The sequence below is a fragment of the Cohnella sp. genome, assembly GCF_041640265.1.
Lineage (GTDB): Bacteria > Bacillota > Bacilli > Paenibacillales > Paenibacillaceae > Cohnella.
This window is the reverse complement of sequence record NZ_JBEQAP010000027.1, coordinates 55,335-71,649: the sequence shown is the minus strand read 5'-3', so window position 1 is coordinate 71,649 and position 16,315 is coordinate 55,335. Positions and strand designations below refer to the sequence as shown.

The 16,315-nt window shown below is 45.4% G+C and carries 17 protein-coding genes; 4 read left to right on the top strand and 13 right to left on the bottom strand.

Going from position 1 to position 16,315, the window contains the following annotated elements:
- Positions 1-187 precede the first annotated feature (187 nt).
- From ACESLK_RS18545 to ACESLK_RS18520, 6 genes are all read right to left on the bottom strand, one after another.
- Positions 188-823: a nucleotidyltransferase family protein gene (locus ACESLK_RS18545; RefSeq protein ID WP_373231187.1), complete on the bottom strand. Its 636-nt coding sequence runs from the start codon at positions 821-823 to the stop codon at positions 188-190.
- Complete coding sequence (locus tag ACESLK_RS18540) at positions 753-1,787, bottom strand: XdhC family protein (RefSeq protein WP_373231186.1); 1,035 nt, start codon at positions 1,785-1,787, stop codon at positions 753-755. Before ACESLK_RS18540 ends, ACESLK_RS18545 begins: the two co-directional genes overlap by 71 nt.
- Before the next feature lie 14 nt (positions 1,788-1,801).
- Positions 1,802-3,124, bottom strand: coding sequence for a 5'-deoxyadenosine deaminase (locus tag ACESLK_RS18535; RefSeq protein ID WP_373231185.1), 1,323 nt, complete (start codon positions 3,122-3,124; stop codon positions 1,802-1,804).
- 27 nt (positions 3,125-3,151) lie between these two features.
- Positions 3,152-4,759 carry a PucR family transcriptional regulator gene (locus ACESLK_RS18530; RefSeq protein WP_373231184.1) on the bottom strand — a complete coding sequence of 536 codons (1,608 nt, stop codon included), beginning with the start codon at positions 4,757-4,759 and terminating at the stop codon, positions 3,152-3,154.
- Positions 4,760-4,901: 142 nt separating this feature from the next.
- Entirely contained in the window at positions 4,902-6,125 is a 1,224-nt protein-coding gene (locus tag ACESLK_RS18525; protein WP_373231183.1) for a DHH family phosphoesterase, read from the bottom strand.
- Between the two features lie 116 nt (positions 6,126-6,241).
- The gene (locus ACESLK_RS18520) at positions 6,242-7,729 is read right to left on the bottom strand and encodes an alkaline phosphatase family protein (protein ID WP_373231182.1); all 1,488 of its coding nucleotides are present in this window, start codon (positions 7,727-7,729) and stop codon (positions 6,242-6,244) included.
- A 183-nt stretch (positions 7,730-7,912) separates the two neighbouring features.
- Here ACESLK_RS18520 and ACESLK_RS18515 point away from each other — a divergent pair, with 183 nt between their 5' ends.
- From ACESLK_RS18515 to ACESLK_RS18500, 4 genes are read left to right on the top strand one after another with little or no spacing between them, the layout of a single operon-like run.
- Positions 7,913-8,974, top strand: a complete 1,062-nt coding sequence (locus ACESLK_RS18515) for a spore germination protein (RefSeq protein ID WP_373231181.1) — start codon at positions 7,913-7,915, stop codon at positions 8,972-8,974.
- On the top strand, positions 8,917-9,405 hold the full coding sequence (locus tag ACESLK_RS18510) for a spore germination protein (RefSeq protein WP_373231180.1): 489 nt from the start codon (positions 8,917-8,919) through the stop codon (positions 9,403-9,405). The genes ACESLK_RS18515 and ACESLK_RS18510 overlap by 58 nt, the downstream gene beginning before the upstream one ends.
- A gap of 6 nt (positions 9,406-9,411) precedes the next feature.
- Complete coding sequence (locus tag ACESLK_RS18505) at positions 9,412-10,512, top strand: GerAB/ArcD/ProY family transporter (protein ID WP_373231179.1); 1,101 nt, start codon at positions 9,412-9,414, stop codon at positions 10,510-10,512.
- The gene (locus ACESLK_RS18500) at positions 10,499-11,605 is read left to right on the top strand and encodes a Ger(x)C family spore germination protein (protein WP_373231178.1); all 1,107 of its coding nucleotides are present in this window, start codon (positions 10,499-10,501) and stop codon (positions 11,603-11,605) included. The genes ACESLK_RS18505 and ACESLK_RS18500 overlap by 14 nt, the downstream gene beginning before the upstream one ends.
- Here ACESLK_RS18500 and ACESLK_RS18495 read toward each other — a convergent pair.
- From ACESLK_RS18495 to ACESLK_RS18465, 7 genes are all read right to left on the bottom strand, one after another.
- Positions 11,598-12,296 carry a DUF2935 domain-containing protein gene (locus ACESLK_RS18495; protein ID WP_373231177.1) on the bottom strand — a complete coding sequence of 233 codons (699 nt, stop codon included), beginning with the start codon at positions 12,294-12,296 and terminating at the stop codon, positions 11,598-11,600. The genes ACESLK_RS18500 and ACESLK_RS18495 overlap by 8 nt on opposite strands.
- Before the next feature lie 73 nt (positions 12,297-12,369).
- A complete protein-coding gene (locus tag ACESLK_RS18490) occupies positions 12,370-12,573 on the bottom strand; it encodes a hypothetical protein (RefSeq protein WP_373231176.1) in 204 nt (67 codons plus the stop codon).
- 25 nt (positions 12,574-12,598) lie between these two features.
- Positions 12,599-12,877: a hypothetical protein gene (locus tag ACESLK_RS18485; protein ID WP_373231175.1), complete on the bottom strand. Its 279-nt coding sequence runs from the start codon at positions 12,875-12,877 to the stop codon at positions 12,599-12,601.
- 30 nt (positions 12,878-12,907) lie between these two features.
- Positions 12,908-14,188, bottom strand: a complete 1,281-nt coding sequence (locus tag ACESLK_RS18480) for an ArsB/NhaD family transporter (RefSeq protein WP_373231174.1) — start codon at positions 14,186-14,188, stop codon at positions 12,908-12,910.
- Positions 14,189-14,390: 202 nt separating this feature from the next.
- Entirely contained in the window at positions 14,391-15,278 is an 888-nt protein-coding gene (gene ligD, locus ACESLK_RS18475) for a non-homologous end-joining DNA ligase (RefSeq protein ID WP_373231173.1), read from the bottom strand.
- Positions 15,275-15,433 (bottom strand): hypothetical protein, encoded by a 159-nt coding sequence (locus ACESLK_RS18470; protein WP_373231172.1) that lies wholly within the window; start codon positions 15,431-15,433, stop codon positions 15,275-15,277. The genes ligD and ACESLK_RS18470 overlap by 4 nt, the downstream gene beginning before the upstream one ends.
- Before the next feature lie 205 nt (positions 15,434-15,638).
- Entirely contained in the window at positions 15,639-16,178 is a 540-nt protein-coding gene (locus ACESLK_RS18465; RefSeq protein WP_373231171.1) for a cupin domain-containing protein, read from the bottom strand.
- Positions 16,179-16,315: the final 137 nt, after the last annotated feature.

Here is a 16,315-nt window from a genome sequence, read left to right as displayed (position 1 = left end):
TTCATCAAAATGCTGACGATGATCTCCCATGACACACCTCGACCTTTTTAGTTATTTTATTGTATCAGGTCGCTGTTACAACGTGTCTACTTTTTAGATTAACTCCAATTTAGTACTGTAGTTTCACTTTCTACAACTGCAGCACCTTTCGGCGTCCGATTTAGTACTGTAGTTTCACTTTCTGCAACTACAGTTGTTCTAGCCACCTATCTCTAACACTCTTCAAATCCGCTGGAGTATCTACATCAACTGCGGCATTCTCATCAATAGGAATCCGTAATCCCCGGAATTTATCCGAATGGAATAAATGCCTGCCTCCCGCATCACCCTCCAGCTTCCGCAATTCATCGAATGCCGATCTGCCCCATAGAACCGGCGGCATCGGATTGCCCATCCACTCCGCTGCTATATAAGTCAATGTCGGATCTTCACGAAAAGCACTCAGCCATGACGTAAGCAAAGCCGATGTTATAAACGGATTGTCCGCCAGCGTAATTAGAACAGCGTCCACTTCAGCCTCGTTGGAATGCACCTCAATCTCTCGGAGTGCACACCGTATGGATTGCGACATTCCTTCGTGCGCATCCGAACAAACAGCGATCGTGTAGCCGGCACTTGTACCCCCATCCACATTTCGATAGGGTAACCATGCCAAAGAATCACTCGGACGAACAACCACGACAAAAGGATCCAAGCACAGCTTGAGTAACTCAAGAAGAGCGGCTCTGCCTAGAGGCAGGCCAGACGCCAATTCAGCGGATATTTTGGGATAACCCATTCTCCTGCTCTGCCCCGCCGCTAAATAAATACCCGCTATGCGCATCTTCAGCCCCCTCCCTTAAGGCGGTTGTTTTCTTGCTCGCGCGCACTGCAATTAACTCAGCTGCAACGCTGACCGCAATCTCCTCCGGTCCTTCCGCTCCAATATCAAGCCCTACCGGCGCGTAGACATTCGGAGTGACCGGAAGACCATCCAACAAGTGGATTATTCGCTTTCTTGACCCCATTATACCGATATAAGCAGGCCTAATAGGCAATACGAATCTCAGGAATTCCTTGTCCTGACGCATTTGGTGACTGCATACCACTACGTAATCATCCCGACCGACAACCAAGCTGTGTACGATTTCCCGCGGCACACCCGACACAAGCTCTGCACCGGGAAACCGCTCTGAGGTCAGTAGATCAGTCCTCCAATCCGAGACAACTACACGAAAGCCTATACGCTGAAGCGTCAGATTAAGGAAAATGGAATCCTGGCCCGCACCAAATAATATCATTCGCGGGCGAGGCACAAAGATGCTCTTGTATAACTGATTACGGATATCATGTTTTCTCGCAATGGGTTTCGTCGGGACATAACCGCCAACCAAGCTATAACGGATTCGAGATCCCCTCCGTTCTCTCACCAGATGTGTTTCGCGACCCGAATCCACCTCCAGGTAAGCTTTGCGAAGTATTGTGAGCAATCGTCCCTGCACGGATTCGAGCAGCACCCGAATCACCCCTCCGCAACCGATCGCCTCACCCCAGATCGGATCCTCTTCCGGCTTCATGTTATAGGTTACAATCTCCGGGCTCCCATCTCCGAGAATGACAGGCATCCTCTCCGCAAGATCCGATTCCAGACAACCCGGGCTGATACTTCCTATTGTCCCGCCGTTTGGAAGAAACAGCATTGCAGCCCCTTCCTTCCGATAACTATGTCCTTCCACAGCTATTACAGTGGCGAGAACGGCAGGACCCTCATTGCCTCGCAAATACTCTAAGATGCGGTATGTGTCCATACACAGCTCTCCTCTCAAATACGGGTAAGAAGATCTCTCAGCACACGATCAGCTTCATTTAGCACACGCGCTTTATCAATGGTTTTGACGGCTTTCGCTTCCATTACAATTTCCCCATCAATGATGACGGTATCCACATCTCCCCGAGTCGCAGCATAGACAACCCTAGAGAACCAATCCGCATCATAAGACGGATACACATGGAAATCCTCCAAATCAAGCAGCTGCAGATCGGCAAGCTTTCCAACCTCAATACTCCCAATCCGATCTTCCATGCCGAGAACTTCCGCCCCGCCCATTGTCGCCATCCTCAGCACCGATCTCGCGTTCATTACCGCAGGACCATGTTTTACCTTCTGGATATAGGCGGTGAGACGCATTTCCTGAAACATATCTAGGTTATTATTGCAGGGCGCCCCGTCCGCGCCGATTCCTACGGGTATCCCTCTAGCCAGCAAGTCGGGAATGTCGGCAATCCCAGATGACAACTTCAAATTCGATCCCGGACAATGTGTCAGCTTAACTCCCCGATCCTTAATAATCCGTTTCTCTTCGTCGTCAAGCCAAATGCTGTGAGCCAGTATTAAATTAGGTTTGGCTAAACCAATATGATCAAGATAAACGACGTTACGCATCCCGCGCTCCGCTTCAACAATCGCAATCTCCTCCCGATTCTCGGAAGCATGCGTGTGAATCTTAACCCCATAACGCTCCGCTAAATCACGAACACCAATGAGCAGCTCCTCCGTACAGGACACCACAAACCGGGGGCAAAAAGCATACTCGATCCGGCCGTTCGCCGCTCCATGCCACTTCTCAAGCAATTCAACGCTTTCGGCCAGGGAGCGCTGCGTATTCTCCTGAAGCGCAAGCGGTACCTCGGTTCCGTAGTCCATCATCACCTTACCCGATATAGCCCTTATTCCGCTTTGCTCAATGGCCTGAAAAGCTGAATTCGTATGGTGAACGGTTTCCATATCGAGTATCGTCGTCGTTCCGCTGCGGATCAGTTCTCCAATGCCAAGCATGGCCGAATAGTAGATGGATTCCTCATTATGAGCCGCTTCCAGCGGCCATATCCGCTTTCGCAGCCAGTCAATCAGCTCCATATCGTCCGCTCTGCCCCGGAAAAGAGTCTGGCATAAATGGATGTGCGTTTGCACAAAGCCGGGCAGCATGACTTTGCCCCCGGCTTCGATGATGCGATCGGCATGGCACTTTAGATCCTTCCCGATTTCACTTATTCGGTTCCCTATTATCAACACGTCTGCTTCGAGAATATCATCAGCGGCATTCATTGTTAAGATAACCGCGCCGCGAATCAATGTTGTTGTCATGGTTTCTCCTCCTAGGACGGGGTGTGATCAGCGGATACGTTCTGCGGAAAGCGAGTCCTGCGTCAACATTCGCTTAAACATAAACGCGATTTTCAATCGCAGCAGGTCATTCACTTTCTTAAAATCGATATCCAGTATCTCACCCAGCTTCTCAATTCGATATGTAGCCGTGTTGCGGTGGATGTACAGTTTTTTGGCCGTTTCGTTTAATTGACCGTCACAATCCAGATAGGTTTCTAGTGTACGAAGCATTTCCCGCGCATATTCCGGATCGCGGCTAGATAGGCCGCCCAACCAACGGTCGCAAAATTTCTGCATTCTCTCGCGGGACACCTGCTCGAAGACAAACACCAGATCAAGCGTTTCGAATTTGACAATCCGATCCGAAACACCCAACTCGACGATCAGACGGTGTGATTCTTTACATTCGTTAAACGCATCCAATAGCTGTGACTGCTTTTTCTTTAAGCTGCTGACTGCAGCGCGGGGAATATTCGCCGTCTCGGTTTTTAGCCCATTCAGACAAGATCCCAGTGCGGACAAGATCGCGGATTCACGATCGCCCGCCGCGTCAGGGAACACGGATAACAAACCCTCTTCAAGCACGACATGGATGCCTTTCAGCTCCTGAAGCGGACTGTGGCTTAGAAATTCCGTTTTCAGCGATTCCAACAAGTCCCCTCTCGCACCTTCGCTTTGCGGGGTTGGCAAATCAGTGAGCACGCACTGATAACTTTGATGGAAAACATCAATCTCCCATCGCGCGGAGTATTCTGCTAGGGTTTCGAGAGGAAGACCATTTTTCAAATACCGTTTAATCAGAAGTCCGAAGTCTCGCTCGGCGGATAACTCGAAATAGTCCTCGAATTTGAAATTCATATGATAGGATATGAGTTCTGCAGCCTGTAAATACAAACTCTCTTCCAGCGCGGATATCATCAAGTGAGAATAAAAAAACAGTACATATCCCGTACACCGGGATTGTTTCAACAAAGGTACGCGGAACGCTTGCCACTCTTCGGTTTTCAAGCATTGATGATGCTGCGGCCACGGCCATTTCGCAAGCAGATCGTTGTCCGGAATCTCGGATGAGTTATACATAATTTGACCGCGAGATCCAATTATCGCGATTGGATATCCTATCACTTCGGAAACCGAATCAAACAGGAGCTTTATATGGCCGGAATGGAGCGCGAATCTCATCAAGCGAATTTGTTTATCAAGCAAATCTTGGAGATCGCTTGTATTCCGCTTCATTTCCTCACGGAATAGTCCGTTCATTTGATCGGAGAACGTGAATTGAAAGGGAAGTTCAATAAGAGGGAACCCGAGACTATTTGCTTGTTCGATCAGCGGCTCCGGAATAGTTTGCCAAAACCTGCCAAGCTTAATGCCTAGGCCCGAGGAACCGAGGTGGTGCAACTTGTTGAGTAAATGGGAAGCATCTTCGGGACGATCTTTGATTAAATATCCGGTTGTGAAAACCATCTCACCTTCCTTGATCCAATCCGCGATATCCGGAGCATCCATGACATTAACGGCTTTAATGATACGGTTTATCCCTGCCGATCCGGCAATCAGCTTGCCTTCTGATAAAGGATAGACAGACAAGGCTTGCTCTACAGTCATATTCATATCAACACCTCCGTGTACGTTCTGCGTCCGGTTCGCGTTGACGACGATTAAATGACAGACACAAATGTTATAATAAGTAACATATTATGACGTTTAAGAGCTTATTGCAACATCTATGTTAGATTATCTCACATTCTATATTTCACTCCAAGCCATGAAGTGCGCTCTCCAATTCTTTTTTCGTAAAGAGCATATGCTCCATTAAATATTTCACGAACAGTTCATCTCGAACAAGCCAAGCTTGATGATGTCGTTTGATGAAACGTTCAGCTTCTTCATGGGAAAGGAAAACCTCTTCCAGCTTTTCTCCATTCCGATCAATCAGCCAGCTCCGGCCATTTGTGAAAAGATAGAATTGTTCGGACTCGCGGTTCTCATAAAGGGTACCATATTCAGAGCCTTTGGCATTAAATCGGTTTCGCGATTCGTCTGGTCGCATAGGATCGATCGCGAATGGTCCTTCGACATATTTCTTGTAAGCTTCAACCGTCAAGGGACAACCGGATGCTTTCGCATGACCCCCTCCTCCATACTGTCCAGCGATTTCGGAGACATCCACTTCGTCATGAATCGTTCGCAGACTGATCTTTCTCCCGCCCATATTCAGAATAGCAATATAATCCATATGAGGGTTATTCTTACCGAACTCGCTTGAAAGCTCTGAATGGTATAATTCGGCATGGACGATTCCGACGCACCGGTCTTCAATGAATGTCTGCACCAGCTCCCGCTTTTTCCGCCGGACATAACGCTCGATTTTTTCACTTTCTAAATCAAGCAGCTTTTCTTCAAATTCGTTAAACGAGAAACCGCCTGGAATCCTCAAACGTTCTAACATCTTTTCTTCGAATTCGTCGATCGACCACATAAAGAAGAGATCGTTCAACCGTTTGGCCTGCGGATTGTCGTTAGCCTCCCACTCCCAGGTATCGTACTGGCGTACCAGCTCTACGAATTGCTTTAAAGTTTCTGTCGGTTGGATCCATCCCTGCTGGTGCAAATACTCGTAAAAAAGCGAAGTCGCCGAGGCCAAGCGGCCGTCCTCGTAGTTGACGTTAACGGTAGCCCAAGGAAATTGGTTCAAATGCAATGCGGATTTATGATGGTCTATCAGTTTAACCCGGGCTCCCGCTTTATCAAATTCGGTGAGCCGTTTACTATTCTCTTCATTAACCGAAAGGTCGGTAATGAATAAGAAGTCGTTCTTTTTTCTTTTGTTCTTCTTTCGCTCTAGGAATCGTTCAACTTCACGATTCAGTCCGTCAACGGAGTTATAGCGTACTTCCGCATTTTCACCAAAAGCAAACCGTGCCACGATCCCGCAACCGACTCCGTCTAAATCGTTGTGCGTATATAAATAATACATGAGATGCCCCCTGCGATATTCATTCTAAAAGCTGAAGTAAATATTTTTTAATGTCGACGATTCGATGAGCTTTCGGCTGAATATTGGTTCCGCAAATGAGCATCGGAACTAGCGATTCAGTCCGATGGAATGAACCATGTCCGCCTCCGCCCCGATGTGTTGGTATAGCTGTGACCAGCCAGCTCGTACCCCGGTTTTGCCGTAACGATTATGAAATCGCCATTATGGGAGTGGAACGCGGCTGACAATCTGCGCATTGCATCTGGATATTCGCCGTAGCGCAGACGGTTTTTCTCATCACGCTTGAGATCCAGAATCTGTTCATTACCAACAAAGGTCCAGGATTGCTTATACGAATCGGTCACATTCCCATTTGCTTTGAAGCTGAATTCACCAACTATCCCTGCTCGTCTGACATGGATCCACCCGTTCTCTTCCCACGCGATCAGATCCATGCGTGCTTCGGTTCTCAGGATCTCAACAAGATTCTTTAGTTTAGATTTTGACTTCAGATTATATACATAAGCCATCGTTTCATTAACCGCAAGAATGATTTCCGTATCCGAGCTAACCGTTGCTCCAGGCTGTAATACATTGAAATTCTTCAATAGAGCCGGCAACTCAATGACCGGATGTTGGCGTGCAGGGACAATTGATGACATTCCGCTGTCCCCAATGATTATAATAATCGCTTTTTTAATGGCTTCTTCCATTGAGCCGAACGACATAAGCAAGGAACGAAGCTGTCCGTCCAGCGAGGTGGCGCCTTTCAGATCCGAAGGTCCTTTCCGGTGAAGTCGTAGATCCAAGTCTGGCAAGTATACATACAGAAAGTCAGGCAATTGACTATTCATAACCAAATGTTTGACTGTTTCTATGGCGTATTCATTATTAAAGCCCATTTTTTGAGTTAACCCGGCTGGCAAGTTTTTCTTGCCATGCAGCGGATTAGTAAAGGCGCCGAAAAAAAGCAAATCCGGTCCTTTCACTTTTATATGTTTTGGTAATGACGTCGGCATGTGAAGCAATGGCGGGAATGTTAGAACATGATCCGTTTTCCCTCGATAAATCAATCCGTTAACCGAACCCGATTTCAGTCCAAGCCGTGCCAGATCCTCGTAAATAGTTGATATACGGGGATTCAAATGTTTTGCGTTAAGATTGATGAACTCATCGCTCAGAACCGGATTAATACCCTGTTTCAAGGTTTCCATGGGTCCTGTTCCGTAATTGATGAGTCTGCGTTCCTCCGAGGAATACCAGATCAGTCCTGGAACATGATGCTTGTCCGGATAAGTGCCTGTTAATATCGAGCTGTCGATGGTGACTGACATGGTGGGAAAAGAACTAACGATATCCTTATAGTACTGACCGTTGTTAATCATATATTGAAAAGTGGGAAGTGACTTTTGTTTGATGCCCTGATCAATCGCTTGGTACATTATGGAATCCGCAACTATGAATATGACTTTTTTGGAGCTGCCCTCCTGGGATGATTTGGCTCGAAGAAGCTCGTGCTTATCGTCCTTATGGGACATGTTAGTACAGCTTGGAATTACAAATATAACCGTAAAGAGTATGAGGAGACGAGCCAATTTGTTCATCCATGATCACCTAACTATTCTTAGCATTTTTTCTCGGTAATTCACCTAAAGGAATTTTGTCCTACATTCGTCTAATTATGCTTATAGAAAAAGGTAATCGGACACTTACATAAAGGGAAAAGAATAATTTGGAACATTTAGAAAAGAATATCCAGACAACTCTTAATAGGAGGCGGACTGCTTGTGTCAGACCAGAAATCGGTGCTAATCAAGCTGGGAAGCGGCATTGACGCCAACATAAACACCCTTCTCCGCTATCGCGAAGAATTGCCTGATTTAGTGGTCAAGCGCTTCTGCCGGGGCCAAGAGGAATTCGTTATTTCCTACTTGTCTTCTATAACGGACAGCGACGCGATCAACGATCGGATTCTGGCGCCGCTTCTAAACCCTCAAACATCTTTGAATGAGATAGAACCGAAGATTTGGTTAGGGACGATACAAACAGACGAATGGGAAGTATTGATAAAAGAATGGGCGAACGGCTTTCTTTCCGTAATCTATGACGGTGAAGCGGCAGCCAATATGTACGATGTAAAAAAATATCCGAAACGACAACCGGATGAGCCTTTGGCGGAAACAGCCATACAAGGAAACCATGTTGGGTTCATCGAGTCTTTTGAAGACAACTTGGCTATGATACGTTACTTTCTTAACGATGGACGACTTGTTTGTCGTGCCATCACGATTGGTACAAGGGTAAAAACAACTTGCGGGATATTATTTCTTAAGGACGTGACGAACGAAGAATGGGTTAATGAAATGGCTCGGCGCGTAGAAAATATAAATATCGATGCGGTTATTAATATCGGTATTCTGGAGGAATGGGTGGAGGATACCTCATTTAGCATATTTCCTCAGTTCTTCGTTACGGAGAGGCCGGACGTAACTGTTTCGCATTTATTGCAGGGCCGCATAGCATTGCTGCTCGACAAGACTTCTGGAGCTATTGTTGGTCCTTCTTCATTCGGAAGCTTTTTTCAATCCATTGATGACTATGTTCTAAGATGGCCGGTAGCTAGCTTCATTCGTATACTCCGCATCGTTGGGTTCCTGGTCGCGGTTTTCTTGCCATCTGCTTATATTGCCACGCTGACTTATCATTACGAAATAATACCTATCGACCTTCTTATGAGCATAGGTCGTTCACGCGAGAAGGTGCCCTTCCACCGATCCTTGAGGCGCTTATCATGGAAATCGTCCTTGAGATGTTACGCGAGGCCGGTATCCGCTTGCCAAGCAAAGTAGGTCAAACAGTTGGCATTGTTGGAGGTATAGTCATCGGGCAGGCAGCCGTCCAAGCGGGTATCGTGAGCAATATCATGGTTGTTGTTGTTTCTTTTACTGCTGTCGCTTCCTTCATTCAGCCCCAGCAGAATATGGCCGCGGCGATCCGCCTGTTGAGATTCCCGTTCATGATCGTTGCCTATCTCTTCGGGGCTGTTGGAATCGTCTGCGGTATGATGATGCTTGCCGAGCACATCATCTCATTGCAAAGCCTTCGCACACCGTTCGGATCACCCTTCGCTCCGCTCCATACCTCTGAATGGAGAGATATGCTCGTCCGGCTTCCCTCTCGGATGCTTCGCAAAAGACCGATTTCGCTGCGCCCTAAGCAATCGGTAAGTCAACAAGTACTCAGCCGTTTCGGTGGTGACAAACCGAAAGGAGAACGGTAAGAAACCATGCAAACTGGAAAAATAACCTCCAAACAATTTATTGCAGCCATTTACAAAACGCAAGTTGGGATCGGTATTTTGACGCTTCCACGTGAGTTGGCCGAGAAGTCAGGATCGGCCGGTATAATATCCCTAGTCATTAGCTGGGGACTTACAATCGTTCTTAGCTTTTTTATCATTCATAGTATTCGAAAGTGTCCCGGGCTCTCGTTTCCGGAAATCCTTAACCGACTGTTCGGACGACCCTTGGGGTGGATCTTAAACCTTTTATGGTTGCTATATGCCTTCTATTCCGCCGCCATCGTCTTGTTTAACGCCATATACCTTATCCAAATATGGATTCTCCAAGAGGTTTCGTCCTACAATCTTGCCCTTCTTATGTTAATTCCGATCTATATGGTGAGCCGCCGTACTGAGCGAGAACTCGGTCGTTATGGTGAGTTCGTTTTTCTAAGCTCGATTTGGTTATATCCGATGCTGTTTTTCCCGCTTCGAGATGCAAATATTCTTAATTTATTACCTATTTTTCCGGAAGGCTTCACCCCTGTATTCAGGAGCGTTCCGGTAGCCGCCTTCTCTTATCTTGGTCTAGAAGTCTCTTTTTTTCTGTATCCGCACCACATTAAACCCGAGAAAGCGTTCCGTGATTTAGTAATCGCGAACACAATAAGTACCACACTATATTTGGGTGTGACAATAATTTCCTATGTATTCTTTAATATTGACCAGATCCAGCATCATCTCTGGCCGACACTCGAGCTTCTGAAAACCGTGGAGTTTTCCTTTATTGAACGCTTCGAGATCATATTTCTTCCCTACTATTTAATCGTAATCACTTACACCTCTATCATGTATTTGTTTATAAGTTCTAGGACTGCATCCTTTCTCCTTAAGAAGCAAAGCCATGTGCCGGTACTTCGTATAAGTTGTCTTGTCATATTCGGGACGACCCTTTTTTTTGAACCGGGCTACGGAGATATTCAATCCATGGCTAGAATTTCATCGTTTATTGCTTACTTTATATATGCTTTTCCTATTCTGCTCTGGGTTCGTACTCTATTTCTTCGGAAACCGATTAAGGAGGAAGTGAACTATGAAGCAACTTAAGCTATGGAAAGGAAGCATTCTGGTTCTAGCGCTCTTTTTACTTCTTCTGCAGATGGGTTGCGGAGATCGGATCGATCTGGATAAGAGTATAATTATTCAGGTAAACGCGCTTGACAGCACGGAGGAAGGTGAGCTTCGTTCTTACATTACTGCCCCGATATTCCCCGAGGTGGAAGGCAAAAACGAAATTGTATTATCCGAAGTCGGTCGTTCCCTCCGGCATAATCGTAGATTGCTGCTCTCGGACTCGGTTGGCCAACTGTTGGCTGGTAAAATTCAAGTGATTCTGTTCACGAAAAAATTCCTCTCTGCCCATAATCTGTTTGAAGAGCTTAATGTATACTTTCGCGATCCGATCAATCCCAATGATGCGATTCTACTATACACTGAGGCCCCGCTTGAATCCATATTTACGATCAAGAAGAGATTAAGACCGATGGTTTCAACCTATATTTATGAGCTTGTTGATCTTGCGAACAAAGAGGGCTTAAGCGTCGAGACAACATTGGAACGGTTTAACTATTTGCACTACAACAAAGGCATGACGCCCGCGGTCACTGAAATTGGAATAAAGGATGGGCGACTAAAGAATACGGGTACCGTCCTTCTGTCGAAGGAGGGCAAACGCAGGACTAAGCTATCTAACAGTCAGTCTTCGCTGCTCCTTCTCCTTCGCAATGAATCATCTTTTCCGCTGAACTATAGCTTTAAGAAGGGCGAGCATGAAATCAGCTTCGATATGCTCCGTGCAAAGACCAAAATTCGGTCAGAATATCAAAGGGGATCGTTTCACTTTACAGTAAATATTCCGGTTTCCATCAACCTAACGGAATACACATTGAATCGAACCTTCGAGCAAGACAGGGAAATCATTATTCATTCGATTAAGGAAGAGCTAAAGGACAAATTTACGGAGGTCATTCGATTGTGCCAAAGCAAAGGAGTTGATCCCGTCGGCTTTGGCATGTATGCAAGAGCTTATCAGTATCGACATTTCAAAAAAGTTGAAGATCGCTGGACAGAAGCGTTTGCGGAAGCGGAAATCGTGTTGAAGCCCGAAATTTCGATCAAACGGTTTGGTATAGTTAAATAACTGGAGGGTCAGAAGGAAGTTGTATATTGTCTAAAAAGGAGGGTTTTATTAGTGCGCATGACTCCAGCGTATCCCGGGCTAACTTAATATGAACTGGGAAGTTCGGTGATGTAAACCTAAGATATCCTCGAACGATTTCATTCTGGGTAAAGAGCGCTCGAAAAACTTGCGCATGCCTTTCCGATCGTTCCCTTGCGCCGAATTCGGCAGGATCAAGCACGTTCACGAGTAATATAGCATGACCGAGTTGATCTTCCAGCCATAAATCCATTAAATCAACCAGCGGCAAGGGCTCGGGCGGCCGTCCTTCAACAGTAAAGGCTAAGATGCGCAGATACTCTTGATTTTCGTTGAGCGTTCCGTTCAAGTAAGTAGGAGAGAGATTAAGATTAATCTTGTTCGCAATTCGGAGCCGCTGAAGATTGCCTTCAAACTGGTAATAGCCTTCGGCAACAGGCAAAACCATCCTGGAGAAGGCAATAATCTGCTGACTGCTGTGATTCGCGGTTTGTTCTACCTCATTGAGATGGTCAAGCAGCATTTGAAATGCGTTAATGTGGAATTGAGCGATTTGAATGGCGCTTGTTTCCGGTGCGGCGAGGTGGTCCCTAACAAAATAAGCGTGATCCTGGAGGATTTCCACCCAGAATCGGTGCTCCTCCCAAGGGCGGATTGATGTGCTATTCAGCATGGACCCCTCCCCTGCCGGATTGATAGCAGCAATTCATTGTATGTTATTTTATCTTGACTTTATTCTTGTATTCTCACTTACGAGGTGGTCTCTCCACCCAATTCTCGCGGTTCATCCGTTTAACAATGTTTACGGGATTATGAATATCAATCTTCTCGATATTGTTCTCTGTGGAAACCTCTGACCTCTTGATTATAGGAGCTATAGTTTTACTGCCAAGCTTTGACCCTGCTCCACCGTTATGCTTCCCCTTGTTCCACACGCTTTTTTTACTCATCTTACACATCTTTCCTTGTTTATTGTTAATTCCACTTTACGTTTTCCAAAAGCCGGTGTTTCATAAGCGCCAATATAAAATCGACGTAGTAATCTAGGCGTACGATGACTCGATAGTGATGGTTTTTATAGGCATAAAATAAAACATCGGTATACACATCGTCTTCCTCGAAGGTCTTCTGAATTTCTTTCATTCCCGGCCAATAATTTTCCGCTAAAATCTTGATATCGAACTCTACATCCACATCGTTCGGTGTTTCACTAATGTTTATTATTTCCTTGTTATATTCATATGACAGTGTCATTTCCGCTTTTCTCTCCTCTCTATTCACATTCTACATTAAATACCTGAAGTAAACGTAAAAAGTCGCTAATACAACGGATAACAGCATAAGCGGGAAACCGTATTTAAAGAACTGTATAAATTTTATCGGATGCCCTTCCTTGCCCGACATTCCCGCGACAATAAGGTTTGCGCTTGCACCAATTAAAGAACCGTTACCGCCTAAACAAGCTCCTAACGCAAGGCTCCACCAGAGCGGTTCCAAATTGCTGACACCCATATTGCCCATTTCTTGAATCATGGGGATCATGGTCGCGACAAAAGGGATATTATCCAAAAACGCCGACGCAATAGCGCTAAGCCATAAAATAAGCAATGAGGTTGCTACGGGGTCGCCGTTGGTCAGTTCAATCGCTTGTGCCGCTAATTTGGCTATTACCCCTGTTTCAATGAGGCCTGACACCAGAACGAACAAACCCACGAAGAAGAATATCGTCGTCCATTCGACTTTAGTAAATGCCTCCTCCATCATATGCTCACCCGTAAGTAATAGGAGCACAAATGCGCCAACCAATGCCACTGTAGCCGATTCCAGGTGCAATGATTGATGCAGGAAAAATCCAAGGATAGTTAATCCCAGTACGCTTAAACACTTACGAAGCAATTTGTGGTCAGCTATAAGCTCTTTTTCATCCAAATCCATAATGCTTTTCGTTAATTCTGGCGTGGTTTTAATTTGTTTGCGAAAAAGCAGGATAAAAATGGGGATATAAACAATCATAACTATAACGGCGATAGGAGCTAGATTGTTGATGAATGCCATAAAAGTCAATTCCTTGACTGCGCTTCCGATCATGATGTTCGGAGGATCCCCGATCAGGGTAGCCGTACCGCCAACATTGGATGCAATAATTTGAGTAATTAAGTAAGGCATCGGGTTCACGCGTAGCTGGCGAGTAATACTAAAGGTGACAGGCACCATGAGCAGCACCGTTGTAACATTATCCAAAAACGCAGATCCTACCGCGGTAATAAGCGCTAATGCAATTAATATGCTCACCGGGTTGCCTTTTGATTTCTTGGCCGCCCATACTGCAATAAATTTAAACAGACCTGTGTCGGCAGTTATGCTCACAATGATCATCATGCCTATAAGAAGGCCTAGGGTATTGAAATCAATATGATGCAATGCCGTTTCTTGTTCGACAATTCCTAGCGTAACCATAAGCAGTCCGCCAATCATGGCCACAATCGTGCGGTGAACCTTTTCTGAAATAATAAGTGCGTAGATAACGAGAAAAATTCCAATTGCCCAAATCGCTTGTTGCTCCATAATGAATTCCTCCTGAGTATAAACTGCTTTGTAACACATTGTTTTATTAGGTCTTTAATATTTCCAATTCGGTATCTGGTAACGCAAACCTAAAAAAACGCAAAAAGAGCCCGCTGTTGGCAGGCTCCTCCGGTTAAAACCCATATGATATTGTCCAGACGTAAGTATATCGTGTACTTGATTAGTTGTCAAAATGGTAACTCTAAAGTCCGATGAATTCGATAACCGATTCAAGGGATTGTTTTTTTACCTTTGCAATTAGGTCGCCCTTTTCCTTCAGTCGAGCTTCGATCGTTTGTAAGGTGAACTGTTTGGGGCTGATGCCCTTCCTTACTTCGTCCCAAGTGAGCGGTGTAGAGACTGTCGCCTCTTTTCTGGCACGGGGGGTATATGGCGCCGAAAGACTCTTGCCTGCCCAATGCTGGACATAGTCGATATAAATCCGATCCTCCCGGTTTTTTTTTAGTCTTTCGATCGTAAAAAGCTCCGGATGCTTCTGCGTAAGGTAATTCCCGATGAATTTACCGATACGGCGAAGCTGCTCGAACGTGTGTCCCTTGAGGATCGGCACGAAAATCTGCACTCCTGTTGCTCCTGAGGTCTTGGGAACGGATTCGATGCCCATCGAGGTCAGCGCTTCTCCGATAATCGCCACAGCCTCCATTAAACGCGGCTCCTCCTCCTGACTGGGGTCGATATCCAGCACCCATTCCGCGGGTTCCTCTCCCCCTATATACTCGAAGGAAGGATGGAATTCGAGCGCGGCAAGGTTTCCCAACCACAAAAGAGTGGATAAAGAATCCATATGAATATATTCTATCGCGTTATGAACAGCGGTTTTCACGAAATCGGGTAAGGGGTTTGGAGCATTTTTCTGATAAAAGGACTTCCCGTCCACACCGTTCGGGTACCTAATGACCGTCATATATCGGTTGCGGCTGTAAGTTAACAGATAGGGAGAAAGCGCGATAAGCTTCTGTAGATATTCAATTTTCGTTATTCCGGCTTCTGTCCACAGTAATTTCTGGGGGTTTGAGACCGTAATCTCATTGTCTTCCACCACTATGACACCCGATTTAGTTGCGGTCATAGCTGTTTTCCTCCTATCGTCAGGAGCTTGGGATGCCGAAGTGTTCCGCCCTCCGTGATTTTCTGCCCATTTACTTCTAGCGTAAGCGGTTCTCGCAGCCAGCGGATATCCATGCCTCTTAGCCCTTCAGGCAGCGAAGGGAAATAACGTTCCATTTTACCGTCTATTACTAAACGCTCAAGCTCGATCTTAATCTTTCCATTCAGCCTAGAAGATACTCCAATGACGGTTAAACAATCGTTAAGACTGTCCCAATAATTGAAACAGCGGCATCCATGGACAAGAAAATCAAGTCCAAGACTGCCGCTGTTTTATTACAACCCCATCATTTTTTCACTCGATTGATTAGTAATGTTGTTTTTATTCAGCAGTCATGGCAATTGCCTTTGTTTCATGAACTGTACCATATGGATGCTCAGGAGGCGCATAGATAACATAAATTTTAAGTGGTGTATTACCTGTATTGGTTAAATTGTGCCATTTTCCAGCAGGTATCATAATTGCATAGTCATCATAGGCCATTTCTTGAAAATCTAATTTATCTTTGCTATCACCCATTTGAACAAGACCCTGACCTTCTTCAATACGAATGAATTGATCAGTTGTCGGATGGACTTCTAAACCAATATCATCTCTAACATTAATACTCATCAGAGTCACTTGAAAGTGTTTTCCTGTCCATAAAGCGGTGCGGTAATTATTGTTTTGTTTAGAAGCTTGGTCAATATTCACTACAAACGGTCTTGGTCCATGATCACCTAATTTGATGTTTCCAGTATTCCGATTGTTGTTGTACCAATTGTAATAATGAGGATTCCAAATATAACTCCAATTGTTGTTATTCCAGTTGTTATGCATAGGATTAGACCATTGATAGTTATAACATGGGTTACGGTACATATTCATCCCCCTTTCAAGGTTACATTGTTAACTTTGTATCCTATGCGGTTGCCTATTTAATGGAATGCAAAATGTGCAATATTGGGCAAGAGCCTATAAACGACGACAAGAAAAACAAACAATCCAAGCATGTATTT

Bases quoted from the DNA above. Each gene is read 5' to 3' on its own strand.
- ACESLK_RS18505 (WP_373231179.1), top strand. From the start codon at position 9,412: ATGCAAACTGGAAAAATAACCTCCAAACAATTTATTGCAGCCATTTAC.
- ACESLK_RS18520 (WP_373231182.1), bottom strand. From the start codon at position 7,729: ATGAACAAATTGGCTCGTCTCCTCATACTCTTTACGGTTATATTTGTA.
- ACESLK_RS18545 (WP_373231187.1), bottom strand. From the start codon at position 823: ATGCGCATAGCGGGTATTTATTTAGCGGCGGGGCAGAGCAGGAGAATG.
- ACESLK_RS18465 (WP_373231171.1), bottom strand. From the start codon at position 16,178: ATGTACCGTAACCCATGTTATAACTATCAATGGTCTAATCCTATGCAT.
- ACESLK_RS18470 (WP_373231172.1), bottom strand. From the start codon at position 15,433: ATGGAACGTTATTTCCCTTCGCTGCCTGAAGGGCTAAGAGGCATGGAT.
- ACESLK_RS18525 (WP_373231183.1), bottom strand. From the start codon at position 6,125: ATGTATTATTTATATACGCACAACGATTTAGACGGAGTCGGTTGCGGG.
- ACESLK_RS18540 (WP_373231186.1), bottom strand. From the start codon at position 1,787: ATGGACACATACCGCATCTTAGAGTATTTGCGAGGCAATGAGGGTCCT.
- ACESLK_RS18510 (WP_373231180.1), top strand. From the start codon at position 8,917: ATGGAAATCGTCCTTGAGATGTTACGCGAGGCCGGTATCCGCTTGCCA.
- ACESLK_RS18495 (WP_373231177.1), bottom strand. From the start codon at position 12,296: ATGCTGAATAGCACATCAATCCGCCCTTGGGAGGAGCACCGATTCTGG.
- ACESLK_RS18535 (WP_373231185.1), bottom strand. From the start codon at position 3,124: ATGACAACAACATTGATTCGCGGCGCGGTTATCTTAACAATGAATGCC.
- ACESLK_RS18490 (WP_373231176.1), bottom strand. From the start codon at position 12,573: ATGAGTAAAAAAAGCGTGTGGAACAAGGGGAAGCATAACGGTGGAGCA.
- ACESLK_RS18530 (WP_373231184.1), bottom strand. From the start codon at position 4,759: ATGAATATGACTGTAGAGCAAGCCTTGTCTGTCTATCCTTTATCAGAA.
- ligD (WP_373231173.1), bottom strand. From the start codon at position 15,278: ATGACCGCAACTAAATCGGGTGTCATAGTGGTGGAAGACAATGAGATT.
- ACESLK_RS18485 (WP_373231175.1), bottom strand. From the start codon at position 12,877: ATGACACTGTCATATGAATATAACAAGGAAATAATAAACATTAGTGAA.
- ACESLK_RS18480 (WP_373231174.1), bottom strand. From the start codon at position 14,188: ATGGAGCAACAAGCGATTTGGGCAATTGGAATTTTTCTCGTTATCTAC.
- ACESLK_RS18500 (WP_373231178.1), top strand. From the start codon at position 10,499: ATGAAGCAACTTAAGCTATGGAAAGGAAGCATTCTGGTTCTAGCGCTC.